Consider the following 24,194-nt stretch of genomic DNA (forward strand, 5'->3'; position numbering starts at 1 on the left):
ACTCCGCAACCTGACCGCCTTGGGCGTTGGGCGCAGGATGACGGCAAAGGTACCGGGGATGACGGGCGACAACGGCCCGAGATCGGAGGGCTGCCCTCAGGGCAACCCTTCGGCGACACCTGTCAGGTGCGCTGGGCGAGAAGGTCGCGAATTTCCGTGAGAAGCACTTCTTCCTTCGACGGTTCGGCAGGCTTGGCGGCTTCCTTCTTCTTGAAGCGGTTCATTGCCTTGACCACCATAAACAAAACCCAGGCAACGATCAGGAAGTTGATGAGCAGAGTGATGAAATTTCCGTAAGCGATGGTCGCGCCAGCCTGCCGGGCCGCCGCGAGGGTCGGCTGCGCGTCGCCCGAAAGCTGGAGATACAGGTTGGTAAAGTCGGTGCCGCGCGTGAGCAGACCTATGATCGGCATGAAAATATCGGCGACGATCGACTCGACCAGTCGGCCGAAGGCAGCACCGATGATCACACCTATGGCGAGATCAACCATGTTTCCTTTCAAGGCGAATTCTTTGAATTCTTTCAGCATGATGTACCACTCTCCAGTATTATGTGTTAATCCAAACCAACGGTCATCGCATTTGCCATAACCTGAAAACTGTAACAGAAGTTTTGAAATTATTGATAGAGCGTTCGATTTCTTCTACCAGTATTAACGGCATGGGCAATCGGCGGGCAAGCCGAAAATGCCTGAACGCGGAGCGTGCCGAAGCAAAGTAACGGAAGGTGAAGCCCATGTCGGGCTTGTATATTGCAGTCCTTATCATTGTGCTTTACCTCGCGTTCCAGTCGATTGTGGTAAGGCGCGCGAACCGGCTTCCCAGCCGTTTTCGTCTGCCGCGGCCCTTTGTCTACTCGATCTGCCTTGCTGCAAGCGGCACGTCCTGGCTCTACTACGGCAGCGCCAGTTACGCCGCCAAGAACGGGATCGAATTTGTCGGGCTCTTCCTCGGCATTGGTCTCATGTTCACGTTGGGATTTCCAGTTCTCGGCAAAGTGAGCCAGCTCGCCAAATCGGAAGGCATCAAATCGATTTCCGATTTTGTCGGCGCACGGTACGGCAAGAGCTTTTCCGTCGCAGCGCTGGTTACTGGGATCACGACGATCGGGCTCATCCCATACATTGCGTTGCAGTTTGCCGCGATCCACCAGATGATCGATATTTATTCCAACCATATGAACGAAGGCGCAGATCACCACCACATGATCATTGCCCTGGTCCAGCTTGGGATCGCCGTCTACACCGTTTTCGTGGCTGCTCGCGGTCCGCAGCAGAAGGACCGCTACGATGGTTTCATCAAGGCGGTTGCCGTAGCTACCACGATCAAGCTCTGTGTCTTCCTGCTTGTCGGCATTGCTACCGCGACGTTCCTGTTCGGATCACCCACGGAACTCTTCGCAAAGGCGATGGCCCAGAAGCAGGACATTCCGCTTCTCACCACCGGCATTTCCGTTGCCAACCTTTTTGCCCTAATGCTGATCGGCGCATCGACGGTGCTGCTTTTACCCAACCAGTTCTATCTGACGATCGTCGAGCACCGGGGTGGCGGAGAAATGCGTCTTGCGCGCTGGTTCACACCGCTCCTCTTGCTGATCGGCGGCGTCTTTGTTATCCCCATTGCCGTGGCCGGGACGATTTCCCTGCCGCCCGAAGCTGCGTCGGACTTTTACTTCATTTGCGTGCCGATCGTTGCCGGGCAGAAGATGCTCGCCGGGATTGCGTTTCTTGGTGGCGTTCCGGCTGCAACGACGATGATCATTGCGCCATCGATATTACTGTCGATCATGATCACCAACGATTTGATGCTGCCGCTGCTGTTGCGCCCGGCTGCCGGCAATCCAGCCGAGCCAAAGGACTATACCAAGGTCATTCCCCGGATCAGGCGCTGGTCCCTCGTCGCCATTCTCGGGATAGCCTGGGCCTATCAGTATTTCGTATCCTGGAAGATGGACTTTTCCGAACTCGCGCTGATCTCGGCTGTCGCGGTCATCCAGCTGGTGCCGCCATTCGTCGGCGCCCTCGTTTGGCACCGGGGGACGGCGCGCGGCGCAAACTGGGGCATGATCGCGGGATTCAGCGTCTGGCTTTATACGATGGTCATCCCGACGCTGATCGATCCAGGCTCCGGGCTCTTGACCGACGGTCCGCTTGGGATTGCAGCGCTCAAGCCGCAGGCGCTTTTCGGCGTCGAGGCGGCAAGCTACGTGCAAGGCCTTTTCTTCAGCCTTGCCGCCAATATTGTTTGCTATATCGCCGGCTCACTATCACGCAGCGCCACGCCGCTTGAGCGCATTCAGGCTTCGGTATTCATCACGGATAAAGCCCCGCTGTCGACGCCGGTCGGAACACTTCAGCCCTCCATCACCGTCGGGCAGCTCAAGGCGACTGTCTCAAGATATATCGGCAATGAGCAAGCTGAATTGGCTTTCGTGTCCTTTCACAAGCGTGAGGGCATTCTGCTCGACGACGAGGATGGAGCAGATTTCAAAACGGTACATTTCGCTGAACAACTGCTCTCCGGCATTGTCGGCTCGCCCTCGGCCCGCATGATCCTGTCGCTCGCCATGGGGCCGACAGGTCCCGCACAACGCCGCGCCCAGATCCTCCTCGAGCATGCAACCGATGCACTGGCACAAAACCGATATCTGCTGCAAACGGCGCTCGATCAGATGGATCAGGGGATTTGCGTGTTCGACCCGCAATATCGGCTGAGCTGCTGGAACGCGCAGTTCCGCGTATTGCTCAATCTGCCAAGGGACCTACAACGCATGGGCACCCCGTTTCGCAGCATCGTTCATTATCTCTACGAGCGCGGCGATCTCGGAAGCGCCGACCCGGCGCTTCTCAACGATCTTGCAAAATCGACCGCGCCGTGGCGCATCACGCTGACGGATACCGGCCAAATAATCGAAATCCGCTCGAACTCCATTCCGGACGGTGGCATCGTCACGACGTTGACTGATGTCACACAAGCGGTAAATGCCGACCATCTCTTGCGGCAGACAAATGAGTCTCTGGAACAGCGTGTACGCAACCGCACCAACGAGCTCACGCTCGCCAACCAGCAACTCGCCAAGGCACAGCAGCGGGCCGAAGAAGCCAATATCAGCAAGACGCGTTTCCTTGCCGATGCCGGCCACGACATTCTGCAGCCCTTGAACGCGGCGCGGCTATACTCCTCCTCGCTGATGGAGCGCCTCGGCAATTCGCGCGAAAAGCAGCTCGTCAGCAATGTCGACTCGTCGCTTGAGGCTGTCGAGGTCATCATCAACGCCCTGCTCGACATTTCGCGCCTTGATACGGGCGCGCTCAAACCGGTTGTATCCGTCTTCCGCCTTGATTCTTTGCTTGAACAGATCGTCCGCGATTTTTCGCCGACGGCGCATGCAAGGGGCCTGACGCTGGACGTGGTCATGAGTTCGGTGGTCGTGGCGACCGACCGCAATCTTCTGCGCCGCCTCGTTCAGAACCTTGTCTCGAATGCGATCAAATATTGTCGCAGCGGCAAGGTGCTTGTCGGCGCCCGTCGGCGCGGCGACAGGATTGAACTGCAGGTGTTCGACACCGGCATCGGCATTCCCAAGTCGCAACTCGAAAACATATTCCGCGAGTTTTCCCGCCTCGCCGAAGGCATGAAGATTTCGGACGGGCTTGGCCTCGGGCTTTCCATCGTCGAGCGCATCGCGAAAATCCTCGACCTTTCAGTGCAAGTGCAATCGACGCCGAACAAGGGATCGATGTTCTCGGTGACAATTCCGGTCTCGAAGGCGGCCGCGCCTCCGGCTGCGGAAAATGTCCGGACCATTCGGCCTGCGGCACCCCTGTCGGGATTGTCCGTGCTGTGCATCGATGACAACCCGCACTCGCTTGCCGGCATGCAGGAATTGCTGGCAACATGGGGTTGTTATGTCGTCATGCTGGATAGCGGCGGGGCGCTGAAAGCCTATTGCCAGGACAATCCAGGCGTTCCCGACGTCATTTTGGCGGACTACAATCTGGGCGATGAAAACGGACTAGAAATGGTCGCCTACACACGCGAACACTTCCAGCGCCATATACCAGCGGCACTGGTTACGGCAGATCGCTCGAATGCCACCCGCGATCAAGCCAACGCCGAGGACATCGCCGTCATCCAAAAGCCTGTCCGACCCGCAGCGCTGCGGGCGTTGCTTTCGCATTTCCGCCAGGCAATCGCAGCGGAATAACGACTTGATTACATAAGAGACTGGCTGGGCATCGACTCTTCTTTGAAGCGTGCCAGCCGGATCACGGCTTGCGTGCGGCTCTCGACGCCGAGCTTGTATAGAACGGCGGAGACGTGTGCCTTGATCGTCGCTTCCGAAACGTTCAGTTCATGGGCGATCTGCTTGTTGAGCATGCCATCAGCCATCATACTCAATACACGTGCCTGCTGCGGCGTAAGTTTGCGGATGCAGCGAATAAGTTCGATCATCTCCGGATCAAGCACGTCGTCGTCACCATCGGCCAGCGGCGACCAGATACCCCCGTCAAGGATCGTCTGCACTGCTTCCTTGATAACGTCCGGTCCCGACGACTTGGAAATGAAACCCGATGCGCCGAGTTCGAGGGCCGCCCGGATGGTAACCGGATCGTCGGTTGCCGAGATGATGGCGATCGGAAGCGATGCCTGCAGGGAGCGCAGCGCGACAAAGCCGGTGAGCCCACCGACACCGTTCAACGAAAGGTCAAGCAGAAGAAGATCGAGATCGGCTTCTTCCTGGATAAGAGATTTTGCAGTCTCGATATCGCCAGCTTCAATAATGTCGGTATTGTTTCTTGGCGAAGTAAGCGCCAAACGCAAGGCTCCCCTGAAGAGAGGGTGATCATCCACAATAAGAAATCGGTAGTTCATGATTTAAAAAATCCTTGTTGCTGAAATTGCAGCAGTCTTAATCCAAAAGCCGTAATGCTAACGACTAAATCTGAAACGACTGATATATCAAGAGCAATTCGGTACACGCCAAAGTTTTGTTATCCGCCTAGGTGAGGCGATCCGGTTGAAATGCCTTGGCAAAACCGCATTCCCGCGCAATTATTTGCTGTGGGGATGAAATTCTTGAAAGTGGGACGCATGATCACAAACATTCTTTATCCAGAACTTCAACCGACATCGGAGGAAATGCTGCAGGTCTCCGAGCTTCACACGATTCATGTGGAGGAATGCGGGAATCCGAATGGCAAACCGGTGATCATGGTACACGGCGGACCCGGTGGCGGCATCAATCCGACGATGCGGCGCCTGCATGATCCGGAAAAATATCGCATCATTCTGTTTGACCAGCGCGGCTGCGGAAAATCGACGCCGCATGCGGAGCTCAACGAGAACACGACATGGGATCTCGTTGCCGACATGGAGAAGATCCGCAATCATTTTAACATCGACAAATGGCAGGTCTTCGGCGGTTCGTGGGGTTCGACGCTCGGCCTCGCTTATGCGCAGACACATCCGGACCGCGTCAGCGAATTGATATTGCGCGGTATTTTCATGATCCGCCGTTTCGAGATCGAATGGTTCTATTCGAACGGCGCAAGCATAATCTATCCCGATCGTTTCGAGGCCTACCAGGCGCATATACCGGAAGACGAGCGCGACGACATGATCGCAGCCTACTACCGGCGCCTGACCGATGCCGACCCGGCCGTCCAGTTGCAGGCAGCCAAACTATGGGCGCGCTGGGAGGGATCGGCGCTATCGCTGCTTCCGGATCCTGCGCGTGAAGAAGCGTTTTCCAACGATCATTTTGCCATAGCTTTCGCCCGGATCGAATGCCACTATTTCCAGAATCGCGGCTTTTTCGAAACGGACGACCATTTGCTGCGCAACGCACATCTGATCCGCGATATTCCGGGCGTCATCGTGCATGGGCGCTATGACATGTGCACGCCGCTGCTCAACGCCTGGCACCTGAAAAAGGTCTGGCCGGAAGCGGATCTGCGTATTGTCGAGGATGCAGGCCATGCCGTCAGCGAGCCCGGCATCGTCCACGAACTCATCCACGCGACGAAGCGGTTTGCTGGCTAGATAACGACGGCCGGCCCCGCCATGGGGCCGGCACTTTACGCGGCAAGGTGCTTCTGCCGCGATTTCAGCACCCACAAATGCCCGAACGGATCAACGAGCACGCCAGCCCGATCACCGCCATCGAGCGTTTCGGCGGCGTTGCGTATCCTGCCACCCTCGGCGAGGGCATGGTGCAGCACGCGGTCCACATCATCGACATGAATATCGAGCATGACCGGCGTCGCTCCGATGGCATGGACCGAGCGCGGACCGCCGAGGGATGCGTCGGCATCGCGCTTCGGGTTGGCGCCAACGATCATGAGGAACGATGCGCCCATGCGGATTTCCGCAGCGATAAGTTCGCCATTGTGCAGATAAGGCCGTCCGACAGTTTTGGCGCCGAAGACGTTCTCATAGAAATCGAGCGCCTTCTGCTGGTCACCATGACGTACAAAGAGCCTGATCGATACCTCTCCAATCAGTGTTGGCACTGCAGTCATCTCATCGCTCCCGGAAGAATAGTTGTGAGCGGGTAGTGTCCGACAAAAGCTTGAACATATCAAGAACGGCACCTGCCAAAAACCGGCCACTCCTGACAGATGGTTGTCAGGATGATTCAGGTTTTTTCCAAGGTGTCCGGCGCCGGCTTGTTGTCTTCGGGGCTGTAGCCGAACTCCTTGGCGATACCCATGAAACGGCGCATGAATTTTTCCATGTAGCCGAGGCTCTTTTCGAACTGCTCGTCGGAAGGCAGCGCGTCGCGCACAATCGGCGGAATCTTGCCCATGGCGGCCACTGTATCCTCGAGTTTGGCGACGCGGCCCTTCAGATCGGCTATGTCCTCTTCATAGGCCGTACGTTCCTCCGCAGCGACCTTGCACACGAGTTGTGCGGCTTGCTGTTGGCAGATCGACATCTCACCCGTCTTGTTGTTCATGCGCACGAAGCCGTCGGCAGTCTTCTCCAGCGTATAGCCCGGGCTCTCCTCGGCACGTGCCGGCTGGCCAACCAGCGGAGCGAGTGCAAGAACAATGAGCATTGTGCGAAAGGGTGCCATGACGGACCTCCATGTTTGCATCCTGCAAACCTATCGCAATAATACGCCGAAAATCTGAACCAGGCACAGAATTCGCTCAAACGTTCGACTCCGCACTTTGCGCGGACGGGTTTTGCGACTACTAAGAATTTCCATGACTCACCTGATATACAAGATTGCGCCGCGCACCCTTTGGCAGGCCGCCGAAGCAAGGGGTGTCTTTGACGGCGCGCCCATCGATCATACGGACGGTTTCATTCATTTCTCGACAGCCGCCCAGGCCGTGGAGACCGCGACAAAGCATTTCGCCGGCCAGGACGACCTTGTGCTCATTGCGGTTGCGACCGACCGGCTGGGCGATGCGCTCAAATACGAGGTGTCGCGCGGAGGCGAACTCTTTCCGCACCTTTATGCATCGCTGCCGCTCGAGGCGGTCGAATGGGTAAAGCCCCTGCCCCTCGGGCCTGACGGGCATCAATTTCCGGAGATGCAACAATGAACAGGCTGTTCCAGGCGATCGGCAGGAAGGTCCTGTTCTCGTTCGATCCGGAAGATGCACACGGGCTTTCGATCAAAGCGTTGAAAAGCGGCATCGTCCCCGGTTGCGCGCCTTTGAACGATCCGGCACTGCGGGTCACCGTGGCAGGTCTCAGCTTTCCCAATCCTCTCGGTATGGCAGCAGGCTATGACAAGAATGCCGAAGTTCCGGATGCCCTGTTGAAGCTCGGATTCGGGTTTGCCGAGGTTGGAACGCTGACGCCATTGCCGCAATCCGGCAATCCCAAGCCGCGGATTTTCCGCCTTATCGAAGACCGCGCGGTGATAAACCGCCTCGGATTCAACAATGAGGGCCACGACCCGGCTTTCCAGCGGCTTACCGAACGGCGCAAGCATGCCGGCATTGTCGGCGTGAACATAGGCGCCAACAAGGATTCGACGGACCGGATCGCCGACTACGTTGCCGGGATCCGCAAGTTTCAGTCAGTCGCCAGCTATTTCACCGTCAACATCTCCTCGCCGAACACGCCGGGACTGCGCGATCTGCAGGCGCGCGAAAGCTTGCGCGAATTGCTTGGCAAGGTGCTCGAAACGCGCGATGCGCAAAAGGGCGTGCACCGCCCCGTCTTTCTGAAGATCGCCCCCGATCTTCCAGAGGCGAGCCTCGACGATATCGCCGCCGAGATCGCGCTTCACCCGCTCGACGGCTTGATAATTTCGAATACTACGCTATCGCGAAGCGGCCTCGAAGGGACGAAAAATGCGCGCGAGACTGGAGGACTTTCTGGCGCTCCACTGTTCAATCGCTCGACGATCGTCCTTGCCAAGATGCGCCAGCGCGTCGGGTCCGATTTGCCGTTGATCGGCGTTGGCGGTGTTGACAGCGCGGCGACGGCGATTGCGAAAATACGTGCCGGCGCGGATCTCGTTCAGCTTTATACGAGCATGATTTATGCAGGGCCAGGACTTGCCGGGGACATCGTCAAGGACCTTTCGGCAAGATTGAAGCGTGACCGCATCACCACCATCGCTGCACTGCGCGATTGCGACGTCAATGAATGGGCAGGCGAACCTCTGCCGGCCTAGAGCGTGTCGCTATTTCTATCTTACTCGGCAAACTGCAGGCGCGCCCGGCTCGGCAGAATCGACAGAAGCGAGATGCCGCGCAGGCCAAGGAAGAGGTGGAGCGCCAGCCAGAGGCCGTGATTGCCGAGGTACATCGGCAAGACGTAGTAGGCGCCAAAATAGCCCGCGAGCGACAGAATCATCATGTTGCGCATATCGCGCGACCAAGTCGCCCCGATGAAGACACCATCCATGTGGAAGGCGAGAAGGCCGGTGACCGGCGCAAGGGCGGCCCAGGGCATATAGATAGCTGCCATCGATTGAACCTCTTCTGACTTGATCAGGAAGGCGACGATACTGTCGCCAAAGATCAGGAAAAAGAGTGCCATGACCGATGCAAGGATCATTCCCCACAGGAATGAGAGCTTTACGCCCCGGTCGAAGGCGGGTCGGTAATTCGCGCCGACGGCACGACCGGAGATTTGTTCGGCTGCGGTGGTGACGCCGTCGATCAGATAGCCTGAAATCAGAAGGAAATTCATCAGCACCGCATTGGTCGCCAGCGTTACCGCACCGGCCTGGGTGCCCGCCCGGGTGAAATAGGCGTAGGCGATCAGCAGGAAGAACGAGCGCAGCATGATGTCGCGATTGACCGCGAACATGCGGCGGATTTCATGCGCATCCAGAACGCGTTTGCGCGATGGATTGGCAATGCTTCGGAACTGCATGTAGATCATCGAAAGGCCGACGATCAACGCCGACGTCTCGCCAAGAACCGTCCCCCAGGCGATGCCCGTGACGCCCCAACCCATGATAAGACCGAGCCAGATGGTCATCACGACATTGACGCCATTCAGCAGCAATTGCAGATAAAGGCCCTGCATGGCCTTGCCCTGCCCGAGCAGCAGTCCCAATACGACGAAGTTGCCGAGTGCCATGGGCGACGACAGGAGACGGATCGACACATAGGTCGACATGGCCTCGCTGACAGCCGGATCGGGATTCATAAAGCTGACGGTCGCCTGCAGGATCAGCGGTGTGGCCGCGATGAAGATCAAGCCGGCGACAACGGCAATGCCGAGAGCCCGCCAGAATACCGCCTGCTGCTCGACATCGTCGTGGCGGCCCATGGCCTGCGCAACAAGGCCTGTCGTGCCAGCGCGCAGGAAGTTCATCGTCGAGAACAGGAAGTCGAAGACCAGGGCGCCAATGGCAAGGCCGCCAAGCAGATGCGGATTGCCGACCTGGCCAATGACAGCAGTATCGACGAGACCAAGCAGCGGCGTCGTCAACGACGCGAGCATGACCGGAATCGTGATTGCAAGCATCAACCGGTTCGTCACCTCGAAGGGGCGGACGACCTTGGAACCGGCAGACGAAGGCACATCGATATTCATGAGGGCACCGAGATTGCAAGCCTGAAAGGCTATCCAAGCTCTATGCCACTGGTTCGCTGCGTTTACCAGTCATATCAAGGATGATGCATTCCAGCGCCCGTGGACTACACCCCGAGGACCAGCGCCCAATACCTCTCTGCACCCGATTCAGCGTAGGCAAGTCCGAAATGGCTGAATTGCGGGTCGAGCATATTGCGGCGGTGGGGCGGTGAATTCATCCACTGCGCAAAGACCTGGTCCATATCCATCCGGCCCCTGGCGATATTTTCCGCAGCGGGACCGTGAATGCCCGCGCCGCGTATGCGCGAAGCAAAGTCCCGGTTCCAGCTCGTCGTATGGCTCATGCGTCCGGCGCTCGCCATATAGCCCGCCTGCTGCAAGGCCGCCTGCTCCAATGCCGAAGACGGAGCGAGGGGCCCGAGCCCCCTTGACGACCTTATTGCCCGCAGATTGGCGCTGCCTGAAGCCGAAACGCCCGCGCGCTTGCCGGTCAACCGGGGTTGCGGTGACGTCGATTGGCACGCGGCAAGCGGCAGAAGCGCAGCGCCGGCGGCGGTAAGGCCGAGAAAATGACGACGCGGCATTAGCGATTTTGTTTCGTCCATGGAGCTTTCCTCACGACGGGTTTAGCCGATATCGGTGAAATGTGGCTCCTTCGCGCCCCGAAAGGCTCAACCACAATGTTTGGCAGTTTTAGCGACGATAGCTCAAAAGCCGCAACAGGATGAAGCACGGAATGACGACGACTGCGCCAAGCAGGAAATAGCCTGCGAAGCGTTCGATCGCGCCGAAGCCCAGATTCCAGATGCGGCGGAAGAAATTCTCGATGCCGTAGAGAATATCCATCGGAGACCAGTCGAATGCGCTCATGACCACACCCACGACAAGCGAAACGATGATGAGCTTTATGAGAACACGGGCGGGCGTATCGCCCAGGAAACGGTTCACTCCATCCGACATGTTTTCTCCGGTCCATACTTGTCTGCGCTGGCAATGACATACGGCGATACGGAATAGCGTTCAAGGTGGTGAATAACCCATGCTCTGCATCGCGTGTCGCGGCAACCGCTTGTCACGCAAACATGGCGCTGTAGCGATGAAGACGGTAGAAACTGTTTTGCGATTGCGATGCGGTCGTGCAACCCGTCTTCTATGCAACTCCTCTCACTTGGCTCATAAAATTGACGCGCTGCAGCAATGAAACGTTTCATATTGACAAGCTTGAAGCAATATGGCCCATTTCCGTACAGAAATTGTTTTGCTGAGAATCCGGTGAAACGCGCTTCTGAAGGAAAAGAAGATGCTCGCCACCGTCGATCGGTTCGGCCAGGAAATGGCTGCTAACGCCGTCGACAAAGCGCTCGGCGTGCTCAAGAGCGGCAAGCCGCTCGAGGGTTGGGTCAAGACCGATATCAAGCTCGTCATGGTATCGGCAACAATGAAGAGGCGGCACGGCTCGCCGGCCACAACATCTTCTTCTACAAGATTGCCGCTTTCACGATCTGCGGAGCGCTGGTTGGCATCGGCGCGATCATCTATATGGCCCGCCTCAATATCGCGAGCCCGATCATCGGCATCGGCTTCGAACTCAATGCAATTGCAGCCGTCATCATCGGCGGGACGAGCCTCAGCGGCGGGCGCGGCAGCGTCGTCGGAACGCTGCTTGGCGCCTGCATTATCGGCGTTCTCGCCAATGGGCTTATTCTGCTTGGCCTCAGTGATTTTATGCGACAGATGATAACCGGATTTGTGATAATCCTCGCTGTGATACTCGACAAATACCGCGAAAGACTGACCAAAGCATGAGTGCACCCGACGCGCCCGACAGGACCAAACATAAGACGCACGCGAAAGTGGTGAACATCAAGGACGTTGCGGCACGCGCCAATGTTTCGGTCGGCACGGTATCGCGCGTTCTTGCCAATAACGAGACCGTTGGCACGGCCCTGCGCGAGAAGGTGACTGAAGCCATTCGCGAACTCAACTTTCGGCCGAGCGGCGTTGCGCGTGGCCTGCGCCGCAGCCGCACCGATATGATCGGCCTGGTCATCCCGGATATCACCAACCCGTTCTTTGCCGAACTTGCCAAGCACGTCGAGGCGATCGCGTCACGTTCGGGGTTTTCGGTGCTGCTGTCGATCACCAATGAAGACCCCAGGATCGAGCTCAACCAGATCGAAAGCCTGTTGAAGAGCTATCCAACCGGGCTAATCGTGGTTCCGACCCAGTTTGGCGCTTCCGAGGGCTGGAAGAGCAATGTGGCAACCGTTGCGGTGGACCGGCGCTTTGCGGGCTATCCGTTGATCTCTGTCGATCATGCCGCCGGCGCCGGCCTTGCCGCACGGCATCTTCTTGCCCTTGGCCACCGGCGCATTGCCTATATTGCCGGCCCTCCCGAAGCGCCCGTTTCACGCGAGCGGCGCAACGGCTTCATCGGCGCCCTTGCCGCCGAGGGGGTGACGCCGGAAATTCTCGAAGGCTATTTCGACTATGCATCCGGCGAAACACTGGGCCGCATGCTGCTCGACCGGGCACCGGGCGAGCGTCCAACCGCCATTGCAACGGCCAGCGACCAGCAGGCGATCGGTCTGATGCGCGCCGCCAACGATCTCGACCTGAAAGTGCCGCAGGATATTTCCGTCGTCGGCTTCGACGACATTCCGCTAGCCGAACTCATCACGCCGCGCCTGACGACGATCCGCCAGCCTGTCGAACAGATTGCCGCGCGCGCCGTGGCGCTCACGACCGGCACCAGCCCGCTTCCCATCGACGACGAATTGCTGGAAGCTTCGCTGGTGGTGCGCAATTCGACTGCGGCGCGCGACTGACCGGCCATTCAGGATTTTTGGAGCGGATGACGAGAATCGGACCCTTGTATTAGCGGGCCAGTGGCGGCGGCATCCAGGAGAACGCTCAGTGAAGTGTTGAGCCCCCTCCTGAGGAGACGTTGGGAACTGCTGGTTACTGGGAAGTGATAGGCGTATTAATCTATCTCGGTCCTGACCGAGTAGATATGTCTCTCTACGGCGGCAAGCTAAATGGCTGGCGTGGTAGAGTGTTCACAAGATTGCTCAGCACTGTGATCGGATGGGCATGAAGTACATAGTTCGACTTCTTGACAAATCAGCCATCACCGCGTGCTTGCTTGCGGGCGCTGCGACAACCGCACTCGCGATGATGGGAGCGCGAAGTATCGCGCTTTCCCTCGCCCAATCCGATGTCGCCGAATATGCCGGCAATTTGCTCAAGAGGGCTGAGGGGATCGCCCTTGAGACAAACAACGCGCTTGCCGAAGCAAACCATGTTGAAGGTGAGCCATGCGGGTCAACTGACCTCGATAATATGAGAAGAATCGCTTTCACCGCACGCTATATTAAGGATGTCGGGAGGGTGAACGATCAGAAGCTTATGTGCTCGAGCTATCTGGGCGTCGTAACGCCGCCCTTCGTCAACCCGCCACCGGATATCATTACTGAGGACGGTCACAAAATTTGGGGGAACGCATCGCTCCGATTGGCAGATGGGGTTACTGCCTTGGTGATCGAGGCCGGCAATGCAAATGTGGTGACCGATCCTTCCGCATTTTTGGACTTGGTTCGTTACCCCTATCGCTACTCCGTCGCCATCATCGATCCCGAGAAGGGCCATGTATTGCGATCATGGGGCCAGCCCGTGGTCGATGAGAGTATCTTGGTGGCGCGTAAGGATACTTCTACTGACACTGCTACGGATATCATCCATATTGATTGTTCGAAGGTATACTTTCTTTGCAGTGTGGCGGCGTTAAACAAGCGCGAAGCCATAGCGCGGCAATCAACGTTCATTCTTGGCTTTGGTGCTCTCGGATTTCTGCTCGGTGGATTTTTAACTCTGGTGGGTTTCCTGCTCTACCGAACGCAAAAGCCCTTGGCAGCGCGATTGAAGGATGCGTTGCGCTCGAATGAATTATCTTTGATGTTTCAACCCATTGTGGACCTACGGTCAGGGCGCATGGTTTCCGCTGAGGCGCTGGTGCGGTGGACAGATCGTCAGGGCAACAACATTCCACCCGACATTTTTGTGGCCGAAGCGGAGGCTCATGGAACGGCCGGCGAGATTACCACCTATGTGCTCAAGGAGGTAGGCAGGACTGCCAAGTTTTTGCTCAGCGAGCATCGGGATTTCGTCATCACAGTCAACATCGTCGCGTCGGATCTGAGCGATCCCAACTTCTACGCGACACTCGACCAGACCATTAGCCTGTTTGGCATTCATCGAAATCAAATCGGACTGGAATTGACCGAACGTTCCACGGCACACCTGGACATCGCCGTTCCAGCCATCGCACGGCTGCAACAACTGGGTCATCCTGTTTACCTCGATGATTTTGGCACCGGCTATTCCAGCCTCGCACACCTCCAGGAACTCAAGGTCAATGTCATAAAGCTGGATCGAGCCTTTACGAACAGCGTCGGCACAGAGTCTGTGAAGGTCTCGATCGTGCCGCAAATCCTCGGAATGGCAAATTCACTAGGACTTGGAGTTGTCGTCGAGGGGATAGAAACTGAGGCGCAGTATAGCTTTTTTGCATCTGCGAGCCCTCACTGTTGTGGACAAGGCTGGCTTATCTCCCGTCCAATGCCTTTCGACCGCTTGATTTCCTTTAAGGCCGATCATTGAACAGGGTTCAGAACAGTTACTCACTGCCTCGATGAGGTGTCTTGTGGTCGGCTACCAGCGTAAAAACGGCATCGTAAAATATCAGTTAAGTCATTGAAGATTGATGGAGCGGGTGAAGGGAATCGAACCCTCGTATTCAGCTTGGGAAGCTGCTGCTCTACCATTGAGCTACACCCGCATTTCACTATCAGTGACCGCTGACAGCGGTCTTTGTCAAGGGGTCGCGAGCGGCTCCGCCGTCAGCGGAAGTGCTTTGAAAGCTTCAGGCCCTGCGCCTGGTAGTTGGAGCCGAGATCAGTGCCGTAGAGTGCGCGCGGGCGCTCCAGCATGTGCTCGTAGATCAGGCGTCCGACGATCTGTCCGTGTTCGAGAATGAACGGCACTTCATGGCTGCGCACTTCGAGCACGGCGCGGCTGCCGGTGCCGCCCGCTGCCGTATGGCCGAAGCCCGGATCGAAGAAGCCGGCATAGTGCACGCGGAATTCGCCCACCAGCGGGTCGAACGGCGTCATCTCGGCCGCGTAAAGCGGCGGCACGTGGACCGCTTCGCGCGAGACGAGGATATAGAACTCATCGGGATCGAGCACGAGTTCCCGGGCGCCGCGATCATGGATCGGCTCCCAGAAGTCGAAAAGATCGTGGACGCCGCGTCGGTCGACATCGACGACGCTGGTATGATGCTTGCCGCGATAGCCGACAAGGCCATTCTGGTCGCCGGTGAGGTCGATTGAAAGGGCGATGCCGCCGCCGGAAATATTGGGGGTCTCGGAGGCGACGAGCGTCTCGGCGGCGTGAAGTTCCGCAAGCTCTGTTTCCTCGAGTTGCGCACGCCCCGTCCGGAAGCGGATCTGCGACAGGCGCGAGCCGGTGCGGGCGACGATCGGGAAGGTGCGCGGGCTGACTTCAAGGTAAAGCGGGCCATGATAGCCGGCCGGAACCTTGTCGAACTCCTGCGCGCCATCGACGATGACCCGTGTGAAGATATCGAGGCGCCCGGTCGAACTCTTCGGATTGGCTGAGGCTGAAACCTCGGCAGGAAGGGCCAGGCTTTCCAGGAGCGGAACGATATAGACGCAGCCGGTCTCGAGGACCGCGCCCTCGGTCAGATCGATTTCGTGCAGTTTCAGGCGGTCGAGCTTGTCGATGACCGGCGTGCCTGGGCCCGGCATGAAGCTCGCGCGTACGCGGTAGGCCCGCTTGCCGAGGCGCAGATCGAGGCTCGCCGGCTGGATCTGGTCGACGTCAAATTCGCGCTCGGTCTTGAGTGCTCGCGCCTCAAATAGCGCCCTGATGCCGCTATCGGCCAATATGCCCGCTTCTCGTCTCGCCATGTCGACCATCCATACAAAGAGACGAAAAGCTTTAGCGCCTCACCCGATTGACGCAAGCGGCCAAGAGGATTAAAGCACTTTTATCCCGTGGTGATTTGGCCGGCCGGCTTGCAGCCACGTAAAATAATTTGCTAAAAGAGGCCCGGTCTCGTCCGGCCTTTTTGCGATTCCCGCAAGGCCGGTTTTTTATTGGCCAGTTTTCTGGCAGATTGAGACAGCGATGACCAAGGATACCACCCGCAAACTGCGTCCCGCCACCCAGCTCGTCCATGCCGGCACCCTGCGTTCCGGCTTCGGGGAAACCTCCGAAGCCTTGTTCCTGACGCAAGGTTTCGTTTACCCGTCCGCAGAAGCGGCCGAGGCGCGTTTCAAGGGCGAAGAGCCCGGATTCATCTATTCACGCTATGCCAATCCCACGACCGACATGTTCGAAAAGCGCATGTGCGCCCTCGAAGGCGCGGAAGATGCGCGCGCAACCGCTTCGGGGATGGCCGCCGTTGCTGCCGCAATCCTCTGCCAAGTGCGAGCCGGTGACCACGTGCTTGCCGCGCGGGCGATGTTCGGCTCCTGTCGCTACATCATCGAGACCATGCTGCCGCGCTATGGCGTTGACTTCACGCTGATCGACGGCTCCAGGATCGAGAATTGGGAAAAGGCAGTTCGCCCCAACACCAAGGTGATGTTCCTCGAAAGCCCGACGAATCCGACGCTCGAAGTCATCGATATTGCCGCCGTCGCCAGGGTCGCGAACTCTGTTGGCGCCAAGCTGATCGTCGACAATGTTTTCGCAACGCCGCTCTTTCAAAAGCCGCTTGAACTCGGCGCCCACATCGTCATCTATTCGACGACCAAGCATATTGACGGCCACGGCCGCTGCCTCGGCGGCATGATCCTTTCCGACAAGCAGTGGATCGACGAAAACCTGCACGAATATTTCCGCCACACGGGCCCCGGGCTTAGCCCGTTCAATTCCTGGGTAATGCTCAAAGGGCTCGAAACGCTTGCAGTGCGCGTACACCAGCAGACGAACAATGCGGCGAAGATTGCCGACTTCCTTGCCGGACATCAGGCCGTCTCGAAAGTGCTTTATCCCGGCCGCGCCGATCACCCGCAGGCCGATATAGTCGCCAAGCAGATGAGCGGTGGCTCGACGCTGATCGCCTTCGAGGTCAAGGGCGGCAAGAAGGCTACGTTTGCGGTCGAAAATGCACTCGATATCATCCAGATCTCCAACAATCTCGGCGATTCGAAGAGCCTTATCACCCACCCGACAACGACGACGCACAAGAACCTGACGGACGAGGCCCGTGCCGAGCTCGGCATATCCGATGGACTGCTGCGGCTGTCCGTCGGGCTCGAAGACGTCGATGATCTCATCGATGATCTCGATGCGGCACTGAACGCCTCGCGCTAGGGCCGGCTATAGCTGGTGGCGCGCCGACACTGATTTTGGCGCGGCCTTCCGCCATGCCATCGCCATGGCATGGCGCACGACATCGGGCTCGGCCATGGCGAGGATGACAAAGGTCGCACCTTTCTCGCCCCAGCCGCCCGGCACCGGTTCGAACATGTCTGCAGAGGTCTCGCGCATCATGGCTTGGTCGTCGCGCGTCAGCATCAGAACCCCGCGCTGTTTTTCCGGACGCAAGGTGGCGAAGATTTTGTTGCTCACACGGAAATCGGTCGTGCCAAAGTGGCTGCTCTGCGTGCTTTCCGGAAATGAGTGCGCCATGGCGGCGAAGGCTTCCAGGGTCATCATGACTGGCTCCTTTTGCATCCCCGATCCTACCAAAGGAACCGTGACCAACGAAGGTTTTAGTTCGATCCGTGACCAGTAATGGTTGACGCATCGGCCGTGAGTGGCGATATCAAGGAGTGAAATCGAGAGCAGGCATGTACAAGGCGACAACGCGCGATATCGAAGTGACGGTCGAGCCGTTCTATCTGGAGGAGCAATCCAACCCGGAGGAAAATCGCTATGTCTGGGGCTACCGGATAACCATTGCCAATGACTCGGACCTGACGGTGCAATTGCGCGCCCGCTACTGGAGGATCACCGATGGCAACGGCCATGTCGAGGAGGTCCGCGGACCGGGCGTCATCGGCGAGCAACCTATTCTCGATCCGGGCGACTCCTTCCAATATTCATCCGGCTGTCCGCTGACGACGACATCAGGGGTCATGGTCGGGCGCTATTCAATGCAGACGACGTCAGGCGAGCGCTTCGATATCGAAATTCCGGCCTTCTCGCTCGACCTTCCCGATCAATTGCGGACCTTGAACTGATGGCCGAAACCGAACGCACCAACGCGCCCTATCTGAAGGCCCTAACCTGCTCCGCTATCGTCTTCGTACTGGCGATCGGCGCCTATTTCCTCGGCTATACCCTACCGAGTTTCACCAGCGCCTCCGACGCCGCCAGCCGATTGTTCGGCCTTGCGCTGGTCCCCGGACTGATTGTCGGCCTGTTTGCCAAGAAATCGCCAAAGCCATGGCCGTTATGGCTGATTATCGGCGGGTTCGTCGTTGTTCTGATCGCCGTCACCGTCATCCATGAAATGACGGCTTCGATGCGGGTCTGACCGCCGGATCGGTCAGTTTTTCGGCAGGAACTCGCCCGGATCGAACTCGTAGTGCGTCGAGCAGAATTCGCAGGTGACGCTGATCTTGCCGTCTTCGATACTGTCCTCGATCTCTTCGGCCGTGAAGCCTGAGAGAACGCCGGCAATCTTCTCGCGCGAACAGGAGCAGTCGTCGTTGACGCGGACCGCATCGAAAACGCGGACGCCGCGTTCGTGGAACAGCCGATACAGCAGCCGTTCCGCGCCAACCTGCGGATCGGTCAATTCAGAGCTCTCGATCGTCGCGACCAGCGCCTTGATTTCGGCCCAGTCGTCATCCTCAAAAAACTCGTCCTCGTCATTGCTCGGCGCATCGCCGGCCGGCAGATCCCGCTGGCGCATGCGAAGCTCGGATTCCGGCAGGAACTGCACGATGAGACCACCGGCGCGCCATTGTTCGACGGGCTTGCCGTCCGGGCCGCGCTCCACGAGCTTGGCGACGGAGAGGCGCACATCGGTCGGGATCTGCTCCGACTGGCGGAAGTAGGTCTTGGCAATCTCTTCGAGGTTCGAGCCGTCGAGTGCGACGATGCCCTGGTAGCGTTGTGTGTATTCGCCCTGGTCCACAGTCAGCGCGAGCGTGCCGCTGCCGATCAATTCCTCCTGGGCGGTACGGTGCTCGGCAATCGCCTCCGCCAGACGTTCCTCGTCGTAGCGCGCATAGGCGCGCACGGAATTTGGCGTGCGGAAATCGACCACCAGCATATCGACAGGGCCATCCGACTGGGACTGGAAGATGAACTTGCCATCGAACTTCAGCGAGGTACCAAGCAGCACGGTCAAAACGATGGCTTCGGCGAGCAGCTTTGCAACGGGTTCGGGATAGTCGTGGCGATTGAGGATCTCATCGAGCGTCGGCCCCAATTGCACCGCCCGGCCGCGGGCATCTAGATCCGCAACCTGAAACGGCACAACGGCGTCGTCGCCGGCAAATACATATTCGTCGGAACGAATTCCGGTATCAGACACTGGAACGTCCTCCTTCAAGACACCATGCGAGAATTGCCTTCTGCGCGTGCAGCCGGTTTTCCGCCTCATCAAAGACCACCGAATGTGGTCCGTCGATGACGGAGTCGGTTACCTCTTCGCCGCGATGCGCGGGCAGGCAGTGCATGAACAGAGCGTCGGGATTGGCATGCTGCATCAACGCATCGTTGACCTGATAGGGCATGAACACGTTATGGCCGCGGGCACGCCCTTCCTGTCCCATCGACACCCAGGTGTCGGTGACGATGCAATCGACGTCCTTGACCGCAGCGACGGGATCGGTGGTCAGCTTGATCTTGCCGCCGGCGCCGCGCGCCCAGTCAAGATACTTGCTGCTGGGTTCGCTGCCGTCCGGCGTTGCAATGTTGAGATTGAAGTCAAAACGGGCTGCCGCCTCGACCAGCGAGTGCAATACATTGTTGCCGTCGCCCGTCCAGGCGAACGTCTTGCCCTGCACCGGCCCGCGATGTTCTTCGAACGTCATGATATCCGCCATGATCTGGCAGGGATGCGTGTCGTCCGTCAAAGCATTGATGACGGGCACCGTGGCGTTTTGCGCCATTTCGGTCAGGCGGTCATGCGTCGTCGTGCGCATCATGATGATGTCGACATAGCGCGACAGCACCTTTGCCGTATCGGCAATGGTTTCGCTGCGGCCAAGCTGCATCTCCGAACCGGTCAGCATGATGGTTTCGCCGCCGAGCTGGCGCATGCCGACATCGAAGGAAACGCGTGTGCGCGTCGACGGCTTGTCGAAGATCATTGCCAATACTTTGCCGGCAAATGGCTTTTCAATGTTGCCGGCTTTCAGCCGCGTCTTGCGTTCGCGAGCGTCGTCAAGGATCGTGCGCAGATCGCCGGATGAGAGTGCTGAAAGGTCGGTAAAATGCCGGAGGTCCTGCTTGATTGTCATGGCCCGTCCCTCACGCGCTCTTCTGCCTGGCGGCAACCGATAGGCGTTCAGCCGCCGCCTCGATGCGTGAAAGCGCCTCGCGCGCCTCTTCTTCCGATGCAACCAGAGGTGGAAGCAGGCGAATGACGTTCTCACCGGCGCCGACCGTCAGAAAATGCTCATCGCGCAGTGCCTGCACCAGCGTCGTATTGGGCACGACGCTCTTAAGGCCAATCAAGAGGCCGCGCCCGCGCACTTCCGAAATGACGGCCGGATAGCGGTCGGCAATTGACGCAAGGCCCTGCTTCATCGTGAGGGCAATCTTCTGCACGTGTTCAAGGAAGCCCTCTTCCAGGATGACATCGAGCACGGCGTTGCCGACAGCCATGGCAAGCGGATTGCCGCCATAGGTCGTGCCATGAACGCCAGCGGTCATGCCTTTTGCGGCTTCGGCCGTGGCAAGGCAGGCGCCAAGCGGAAAGCCGCCGCCGATGCCCTTTGCGACCGCCATGATATCCGGCCTGATGCCCGACCACTCATGGGCGAACAGCTTGCCGGTTCGACCGACGCCGGTCTGAACTTCATCGAGGATCAGCAAAATACCCTCATCGTTGCAGAGCTTGCGCAGAGCGCGCAGATCTTCATCCGGGACGGGACGTACGCCGCCCTCGCCCTGGATCGGCTCGATCAAAATGGCAGCAGTCTCCGGCCCGATTGCAGCCTTCAAGGCCTTTTCGTCACCGAAAGGCACCTGGTCGAAACCCTCGACCTTGGGTCCAAAACCTTCAAGGTATTTTTCCTGGCCGCCAGCCGCGATCGTTGCCAGCGTGCGGCCATGGAACGCGCCTTCGAAGGTGATGATGCGAAACCGTTCGGGATGGCCGTTGACATAGTGGTAGCGCCGCGCGGTCTTGATCGCGCATTCAAGCGCTTCCGCACCGGAATTGGTAAAGAACACCTTGTCGGCGAAAGTTGCATCGACCAGACGCTGGCCGAGACGGCGCTGGCCGGGGATCTCGTAAACGTTGGAGACGTGCCATAGTTTTTCGCCCTGGCTCTTCAGCGCTTCGACGAGATGGGGATGCGAATGGCCGAGCGAATTGACGGCAATGCCGGCGGCGAAGTCGAGATAGCGCTCGCCGGTTTCGGTCACCAGCCACACACCCTCACCTCGCTCAAAGCGCAAATCCGCACGAGCAAAAGTGTCGTAAAGCGGTTGCGCGATTGCGTCCGTCATGTCGTTACGGGCCTCCAATACCCTGCTTGCCGAAACTGCTGATTACAAAGAAGAAACGGCCGTGTTGAAATCAAAAAGCCGCCCCACAATGCCATTTTGAGGGCGGCCATATGCGAGTAATATCGTCATTCGAACCCCAATTGTCAAATGAACACTTTTGATCCCATTCATCACCAGCACGAACCGGATGAGCCGATCCATTAACTACAACTTCTGCGCGTATCCGCTGGAATATTTGCCACCGACTCTGCAATTCGTCATTTCTGCAACAGTCTATTGCGCAAGTTGGGGAAAACCCAAAAAAGCAGCCTTGGGATCGGCGCCCGACTCTTGTCACAGAGTCATCGCATATTGTAGCTTGGTAATCGAAAAAGCTAGATTTCGTACGGCGTCCTCGTCATCTGAATAGATATGGTATCGAACCAATCTGGAGCAATCCAGATGCGAGGAAGGATTCAGTCCGGAGTCTACATAAACAAGCCCCATATGGAGCTAGGAAAACAATGAACTGGACAGATGAGCGCGTAGAACAGCTGAAGAAACTTTGGGCCGAAGGTCTGAGTGCAAGCCAGATCGCAGCACAGCTGGGCGGTGTCAGCCGCAATGCGGTCATCGGCAAGGTTCACAGGCTGAAGCTGTCCGGGCGCGGCAAGACCACGTCCACCCAGACACGCAGCAAGAAGATCAATACAGGGTCATCCGGCGCCTCGCGCGGCGGCGGCTCCTCGGGGCATGTCGCGACCCGCGTCGTCAGCCGCAGCATCGGCGCGACCGCTTTGCAGACCGAATACAGCACGGAACTCGTGCCGGTCATGAAGACTGTCACGGATGTCGTCGTTCCGATCTCGCGGCGCCTCGAACTGGTGCAGCTCAACGAGCGTACCTGCAAATGGCCGATGGGAGATCCGCTGCAGCCGGACTTCAATTTCTGCGGCAACGATGTCGGCGAGTCCGGGCCCTATTGCGGCTATCACTCCCGCCTAGCCTATCAGCCGGCGTCCGATCGCAGGCGCGTCCGCTAATCTTAGCTCCTTCTGACTGGGGCGCCATTCGGCGCCCTTTTTTTGTTGCTGTGCACCAAGCTCAACGAGCGGTTGGCGTCAGGCCTTCTGAGGCCCGAAGACGACGGTGAAGGTAGAGCCCTCGCCGACCCGCGAGCGAACGACGAGGCGCGCGCGATGCCGCGTCAGTATGTGCTTGACGATCGCGAGCCCGAGGCCGGTGCCTTTCTGGGCCCGGCTGGTTTCAAGATTGACGCGGTAGAAGCGTTCAGTCAGGCGCGGGATATGTTCCTCCGGTATGCCAGGGCCGAAATCCTGGACCATGGCCTTGATGCCATCGTCGCCGCGCTTGAGCTCGACGACGATGCGCTTGCCCGACTGGCCGTATTTCAAGGCGTTTTCGACAAGGTTCTGAAAGACTTGCGTCAGCTCATCCCTGTCGCCAAGCACGATGACGGGATCGGGATCGATCTTGCGTTCGATGTCGACGCCGAGATCATCCGCAAGCGGGCGCAGCGAATCCACCACATGATTGATCAGCGTCGTCAGGTCCACCTGGTCCTTGACCGCGATATGCGCCTTCATCTCGATGCGCGACAGTGACAACAGGTCATCGATCAGGCGGGCCATGCGCTCGGCCTGCTTCTGCATGATCTCAAGGAAATTGTCACGCGCCGCCTCGTCGCGGCGGGCCGGCCCGCGCAACGTCTCGATAAACCCGGTCAAGGACGCGAGGGGCGTGCGCAACTCATGGCTGGCATTGGCGATGAAGTCGCTGCGCATGCGTTCAAGGCGATGCGCTTCGGTTTGATCGCGAAAGGAGAGGAGATATTGCCGGTCCTTGCCACCGGCCCGGTCGAGGAGGAGAACCGTCGCCCGATACCAGCGCTCGACCGGCACCCTTTCGGCAAAGTCTACCGACCGGGCGACGCCATCGGCCATGACTGACTGAACCAGCGCCTGCAGTTCGGGGGCCCGGAAATGCAGGAGCAGAGCCCCGCCGCGCGCCAGCGGCCCGAAGGCGCCATTGGCGACGGGATTGACGTAAAGGATCGTCCCACCATGGTCGAAGATGATAAGCGGGTCGGGCAATTGCGCGGCAAGCTGCTGGCCGGACAGACGGAAAATTGCCGGATCGCTGGCGGGAGATTCCGCTGGTGCATCGCTGCGCGGCAGCGTCGCAGAAAGCGCAACGACCGCCAGAAGGACGAGCATGAGGACGGCAAAACTCAGCCACCATGTCGCCTGAGTGCTGAGGACAAGAGCGGTAATGAAGGCGGCGGCGCCGAGCACGAAGCGTGCTTGGATCACACGCTCGACAGCCTTTTGGCGAAACGTACGGCCCTCCTGCCCCAAAATGCTCATGCACTAAACTCCTGGCCCGGCGTCCTTTTTTGGCTCTGGACGATACAACGCTCTCTCAATAACATGCCATTGTGTCAATTG

Annotated in this window: 23 protein-coding genes, 1 tRNA gene, 1 pseudogene and 1 riboswitch; of the genes and pseudogenes, 11 read left to right on the top strand and 14 right to left on the bottom strand. The window is 58.4% G+C overall.

The window, feature by feature from the left end:
• Window positions 1–122 precede the first annotated feature (122 nt).
• On the bottom strand, window positions 123–530 hold the full coding sequence (mscL, locus tag BR48_RS0105165) for a large conductance mechanosensitive channel protein MscL (RefSeq protein ID WP_027230325.1): 408 nt from the start codon (window positions 528–530) through the stop codon (window positions 123–125).
• Window positions 531–736: 206 nt separating this feature from the next.
• On the opposite strand from mscL, the gene BR48_RS0105170 reads away from it, so the two are divergent.
• Complete coding sequence (locus BR48_RS0105170) at window positions 737–4,207, top strand: NahK/ErcS family hybrid sensor histidine kinase/response regulator (protein WP_027230326.1); 3,471 nt, start codon at window positions 737–739, stop codon at window positions 4,205–4,207.
• An 8-nt stretch (window positions 4,208–4,215) separates the two neighbouring features.
• Here the strand turns inward: BR48_RS0105170 and BR48_RS0105175 are convergent, their stop codons facing one another.
• Window positions 4,216–4,875, bottom strand: a complete 660-nt coding sequence (locus BR48_RS0105175; protein WP_027230327.1) for a response regulator transcription factor — start codon at window positions 4,873–4,875, stop codon at window positions 4,216–4,218.
• 219 nt (window positions 4,876–5,094) lie between these two features.
• Here BR48_RS0105175 and pip point away from each other — a divergent pair, with 219 nt between their 5' ends.
• The gene (pip, locus tag BR48_RS0105180; RefSeq protein ID WP_027230328.1) at window positions 5,095–6,045 is read left to right on the top strand and encodes a prolyl aminopeptidase; all 951 of its coding nucleotides are present in this window, start codon (window positions 5,095–5,097) and stop codon (window positions 6,043–6,045) included.
• A gap of 35 nt (window positions 6,046–6,080) precedes the next feature.
• Here pip and BR48_RS0105185 read toward each other — a convergent pair whose 3' ends face one another.
• Window positions 6,081–6,524 (bottom strand): VOC family protein, encoded by a 444-nt coding sequence (locus tag BR48_RS0105185; RefSeq protein ID WP_027230329.1) that lies wholly within the window; start codon window positions 6,522–6,524, stop codon window positions 6,081–6,083.
• A gap of 116 nt (window positions 6,525–6,640) precedes the next feature.
• Entirely contained in the window at window positions 6,641–7,081 is a 441-nt protein-coding gene (locus BR48_RS0105190) for a hypothetical protein (protein ID WP_027230330.1), read from the bottom strand.
• 133 nt (window positions 7,082–7,214) lie between these two features.
• Here BR48_RS0105190 and BR48_RS0105195 point away from each other — a divergent pair, with 133 nt between their 5' ends.
• Together BR48_RS0105195 and BR48_RS0105200 are read left to right on the top strand one after the other, a co-directional pair.
• The gene (locus BR48_RS0105195) at window positions 7,215–7,559 is read left to right on the top strand and encodes a DUF952 domain-containing protein (RefSeq protein ID WP_027230331.1); all 345 of its coding nucleotides are present in this window, start codon (window positions 7,215–7,217) and stop codon (window positions 7,557–7,559) included.
• On the top strand, window positions 7,556–8,644 hold the full coding sequence (locus BR48_RS0105200; RefSeq protein ID WP_027230332.1) for a quinone-dependent dihydroorotate dehydrogenase: 1,089 nt from the start codon (window positions 7,556–7,558) through the stop codon (window positions 8,642–8,644). Before BR48_RS0105195 ends, BR48_RS0105200 begins: the two co-directional genes overlap by 4 nt.
• 20 nt (window positions 8,645–8,664) lie before the next feature.
• Here BR48_RS0105200 and BR48_RS0105205 read toward each other — a convergent pair whose 3' ends face one another.
• The 3 genes from BR48_RS0105205 to BR48_RS0105215 all read right to left on the bottom strand — a co-directional run bounded on the left by BR48_RS0105205 (window position 8,665) and on the right by BR48_RS0105215 (window position 10,980).
• Complete coding sequence (locus BR48_RS0105205; protein ID WP_051614561.1) at window positions 8,665–10,020, bottom strand: MATE family efflux transporter; 1,356 nt, start codon at window positions 10,018–10,020, stop codon at window positions 8,665–8,667.
• Between the two features lie 104 nt (window positions 10,021–10,124).
• A complete protein-coding gene (locus BR48_RS0105210) occupies window positions 10,125–10,625 on the bottom strand; it encodes a CAP domain-containing protein (protein WP_036813365.1) in 501 nt (166 codons plus the stop codon).
• Window positions 10,626–10,713: 88 nt separating this feature from the next.
• Window positions 10,714–10,980: a DUF6460 domain-containing protein gene (locus tag BR48_RS0105215; protein ID WP_027230335.1), complete on the bottom strand. Its 267-nt coding sequence runs from the start codon at window positions 10,978–10,980 to the stop codon at window positions 10,714–10,716.
• Window positions 10,981–11,442: 462 nt separating this feature from the next.
• Here BR48_RS0105215 and BR48_RS0105220 point away from each other — a divergent pair.
• The 3 genes and pseudogenes from BR48_RS0105220 to BR48_RS0105230 all read left to right on the top strand — a co-directional run.
• Window positions 11,443–11,826 (top strand): annotated as a pseudogene (locus BR48_RS0105220) (ABC transporter permease); the annotation flags it as partial.
• Window positions 11,823–12,848 (top strand): LacI family DNA-binding transcriptional regulator, encoded by a 1,026-nt coding sequence (locus tag BR48_RS0105225; protein WP_051614563.1) that lies wholly within the window; start codon window positions 11,823–11,825, stop codon window positions 12,846–12,848. The pseudogene BR48_RS0105220 and the gene BR48_RS0105225, both read left to right, overlap by 4 nt.
• Before the next feature lie 265 nt (window positions 12,849–13,113).
• On the top strand, window positions 13,114–14,679 hold the full coding sequence (locus tag BR48_RS0105230; protein ID WP_175498879.1) for an EAL domain-containing protein: 1,566 nt from the start codon (window positions 13,114–13,116) through the stop codon (window positions 14,677–14,679).
• A gap of 104 nt (window positions 14,680–14,783) precedes the next feature.
• On the opposite strand, the gene BR48_RS0105235 is transcribed toward BR48_RS0105230, so the two are convergent.
• Window positions 14,784–14,857, bottom strand: a tRNA-Gly gene (locus BR48_RS0105235).
• Between the two features lie 61 nt (window positions 14,858–14,918).
• Window positions 14,919–16,010: a 2'-deoxycytidine 5'-triphosphate deaminase gene (locus tag BR48_RS0105240; protein WP_027230339.1), complete on the bottom strand. Its 1,092-nt coding sequence runs from the start codon at window positions 16,008–16,010 to the stop codon at window positions 14,919–14,921.
• Window positions 16,011–16,087: 77 nt separating this feature from the next.
• A riboswitch (SAM riboswitch) is annotated at window positions 16,088–16,167 on the top strand.
• A gap of 63 nt (window positions 16,168–16,230) precedes the next feature.
• Here BR48_RS0105240 and BR48_RS0105245 point away from each other — a divergent pair.
• Window positions 16,231–17,424 carry an O-succinylhomoserine sulfhydrylase gene (locus tag BR48_RS0105245; protein ID WP_027230340.1) on the top strand — a complete coding sequence of 398 codons (1,194 nt, stop codon included), beginning with the start codon at window positions 16,231–16,233 and terminating at the stop codon, window positions 17,422–17,424.
• Window positions 17,425–17,430: 6 nt separating this feature from the next.
• Here the strand turns inward: BR48_RS0105245 and BR48_RS0105250 are convergent, their stop codons facing one another.
• Complete coding sequence (locus tag BR48_RS0105250; RefSeq protein ID WP_027230341.1) at window positions 17,431–17,766, bottom strand: MmcQ/YjbR family DNA-binding protein; 336 nt, start codon at window positions 17,764–17,766, stop codon at window positions 17,431–17,433.
• 137 nt (window positions 17,767–17,903) lie between these two features.
• Here BR48_RS0105250 and apaG point away from each other — a divergent pair, with 137 nt between their 5' ends.
• Together apaG and BR48_RS0105260 are read left to right on the top strand one after the other, a co-directional pair.
• Window positions 17,904–18,296 carry a Co2+/Mg2+ efflux protein ApaG gene (gene apaG / locus BR48_RS0105255; protein WP_027230342.1) on the top strand — a complete coding sequence of 131 codons (393 nt, stop codon included), beginning with the start codon at window positions 17,904–17,906 and terminating at the stop codon, window positions 18,294–18,296.
• The gene (locus BR48_RS0105260) at window positions 18,296–18,592 is read left to right on the top strand and encodes a hypothetical protein (RefSeq protein WP_027230343.1); all 297 of its coding nucleotides are present in this window, start codon (window positions 18,296–18,298) and stop codon (window positions 18,590–18,592) included. Before apaG ends, BR48_RS0105260 begins: the two co-directional genes overlap by 1 nt.
• Window positions 18,593–18,604: 12 nt before the next feature.
• Here BR48_RS0105260 and BR48_RS0105265 read toward each other — a convergent pair whose 3' ends face one another.
• From BR48_RS0105265 to BR48_RS0105275, 3 genes are read right to left on the bottom strand one after another with little or no spacing between them, the layout of a single operon-like run.
• Window positions 18,605–19,669: an Hsp33 family molecular chaperone gene (locus BR48_RS0105265; RefSeq protein ID WP_081815764.1), complete on the bottom strand. Its 1,065-nt coding sequence runs from the start codon at window positions 19,667–19,669 to the stop codon at window positions 18,605–18,607.
• Window positions 19,593–20,531, bottom strand: coding sequence for an ornithine carbamoyltransferase (gene argF / locus BR48_RS0105270; RefSeq protein WP_027230345.1), 939 nt, complete (start codon window positions 20,529–20,531; stop codon window positions 19,593–19,595). The genes BR48_RS0105265 and argF overlap by 77 nt, the downstream gene beginning before the upstream one ends.
• Before the next feature lie 10 nt (window positions 20,532–20,541).
• Entirely contained in the window at window positions 20,542–21,747 is a 1,206-nt protein-coding gene (locus BR48_RS0105275; RefSeq protein WP_027230346.1) for an aspartate aminotransferase family protein, read from the bottom strand.
• A gap of 503 nt (window positions 21,748–22,250) precedes the next feature.
• Between BR48_RS0105275 and BR48_RS0105280 the strand changes: the two genes are divergently transcribed.
• Complete coding sequence (locus tag BR48_RS0105280; protein WP_027230347.1) at window positions 22,251–22,769, top strand: GcrA family cell cycle regulator; 519 nt, start codon at window positions 22,251–22,253, stop codon at window positions 22,767–22,769.
• A gap of 78 nt (window positions 22,770–22,847) precedes the next feature.
• Here BR48_RS0105280 and phoR read toward each other — a convergent pair whose 3' ends face one another.
• Complete coding sequence (gene phoR / locus BR48_RS0105285) at window positions 22,848–24,113, bottom strand: phosphate regulon sensor histidine kinase PhoR (RefSeq protein ID WP_027230348.1); 1,266 nt, start codon at window positions 24,111–24,113, stop codon at window positions 22,848–22,850.
• Window positions 24,114–24,194: the final 81 nt, after the last annotated feature.

Origin of the sequence: Phyllobacterium sp. UNC302MFCol5.2 (assembly GCF_000686005.1) — a bacterium.
Classification (GTDB): domain Bacteria; phylum Pseudomonadota; class Alphaproteobacteria; order Rhizobiales; family Rhizobiaceae; genus Phyllobacterium; species Phyllobacterium pellucidum.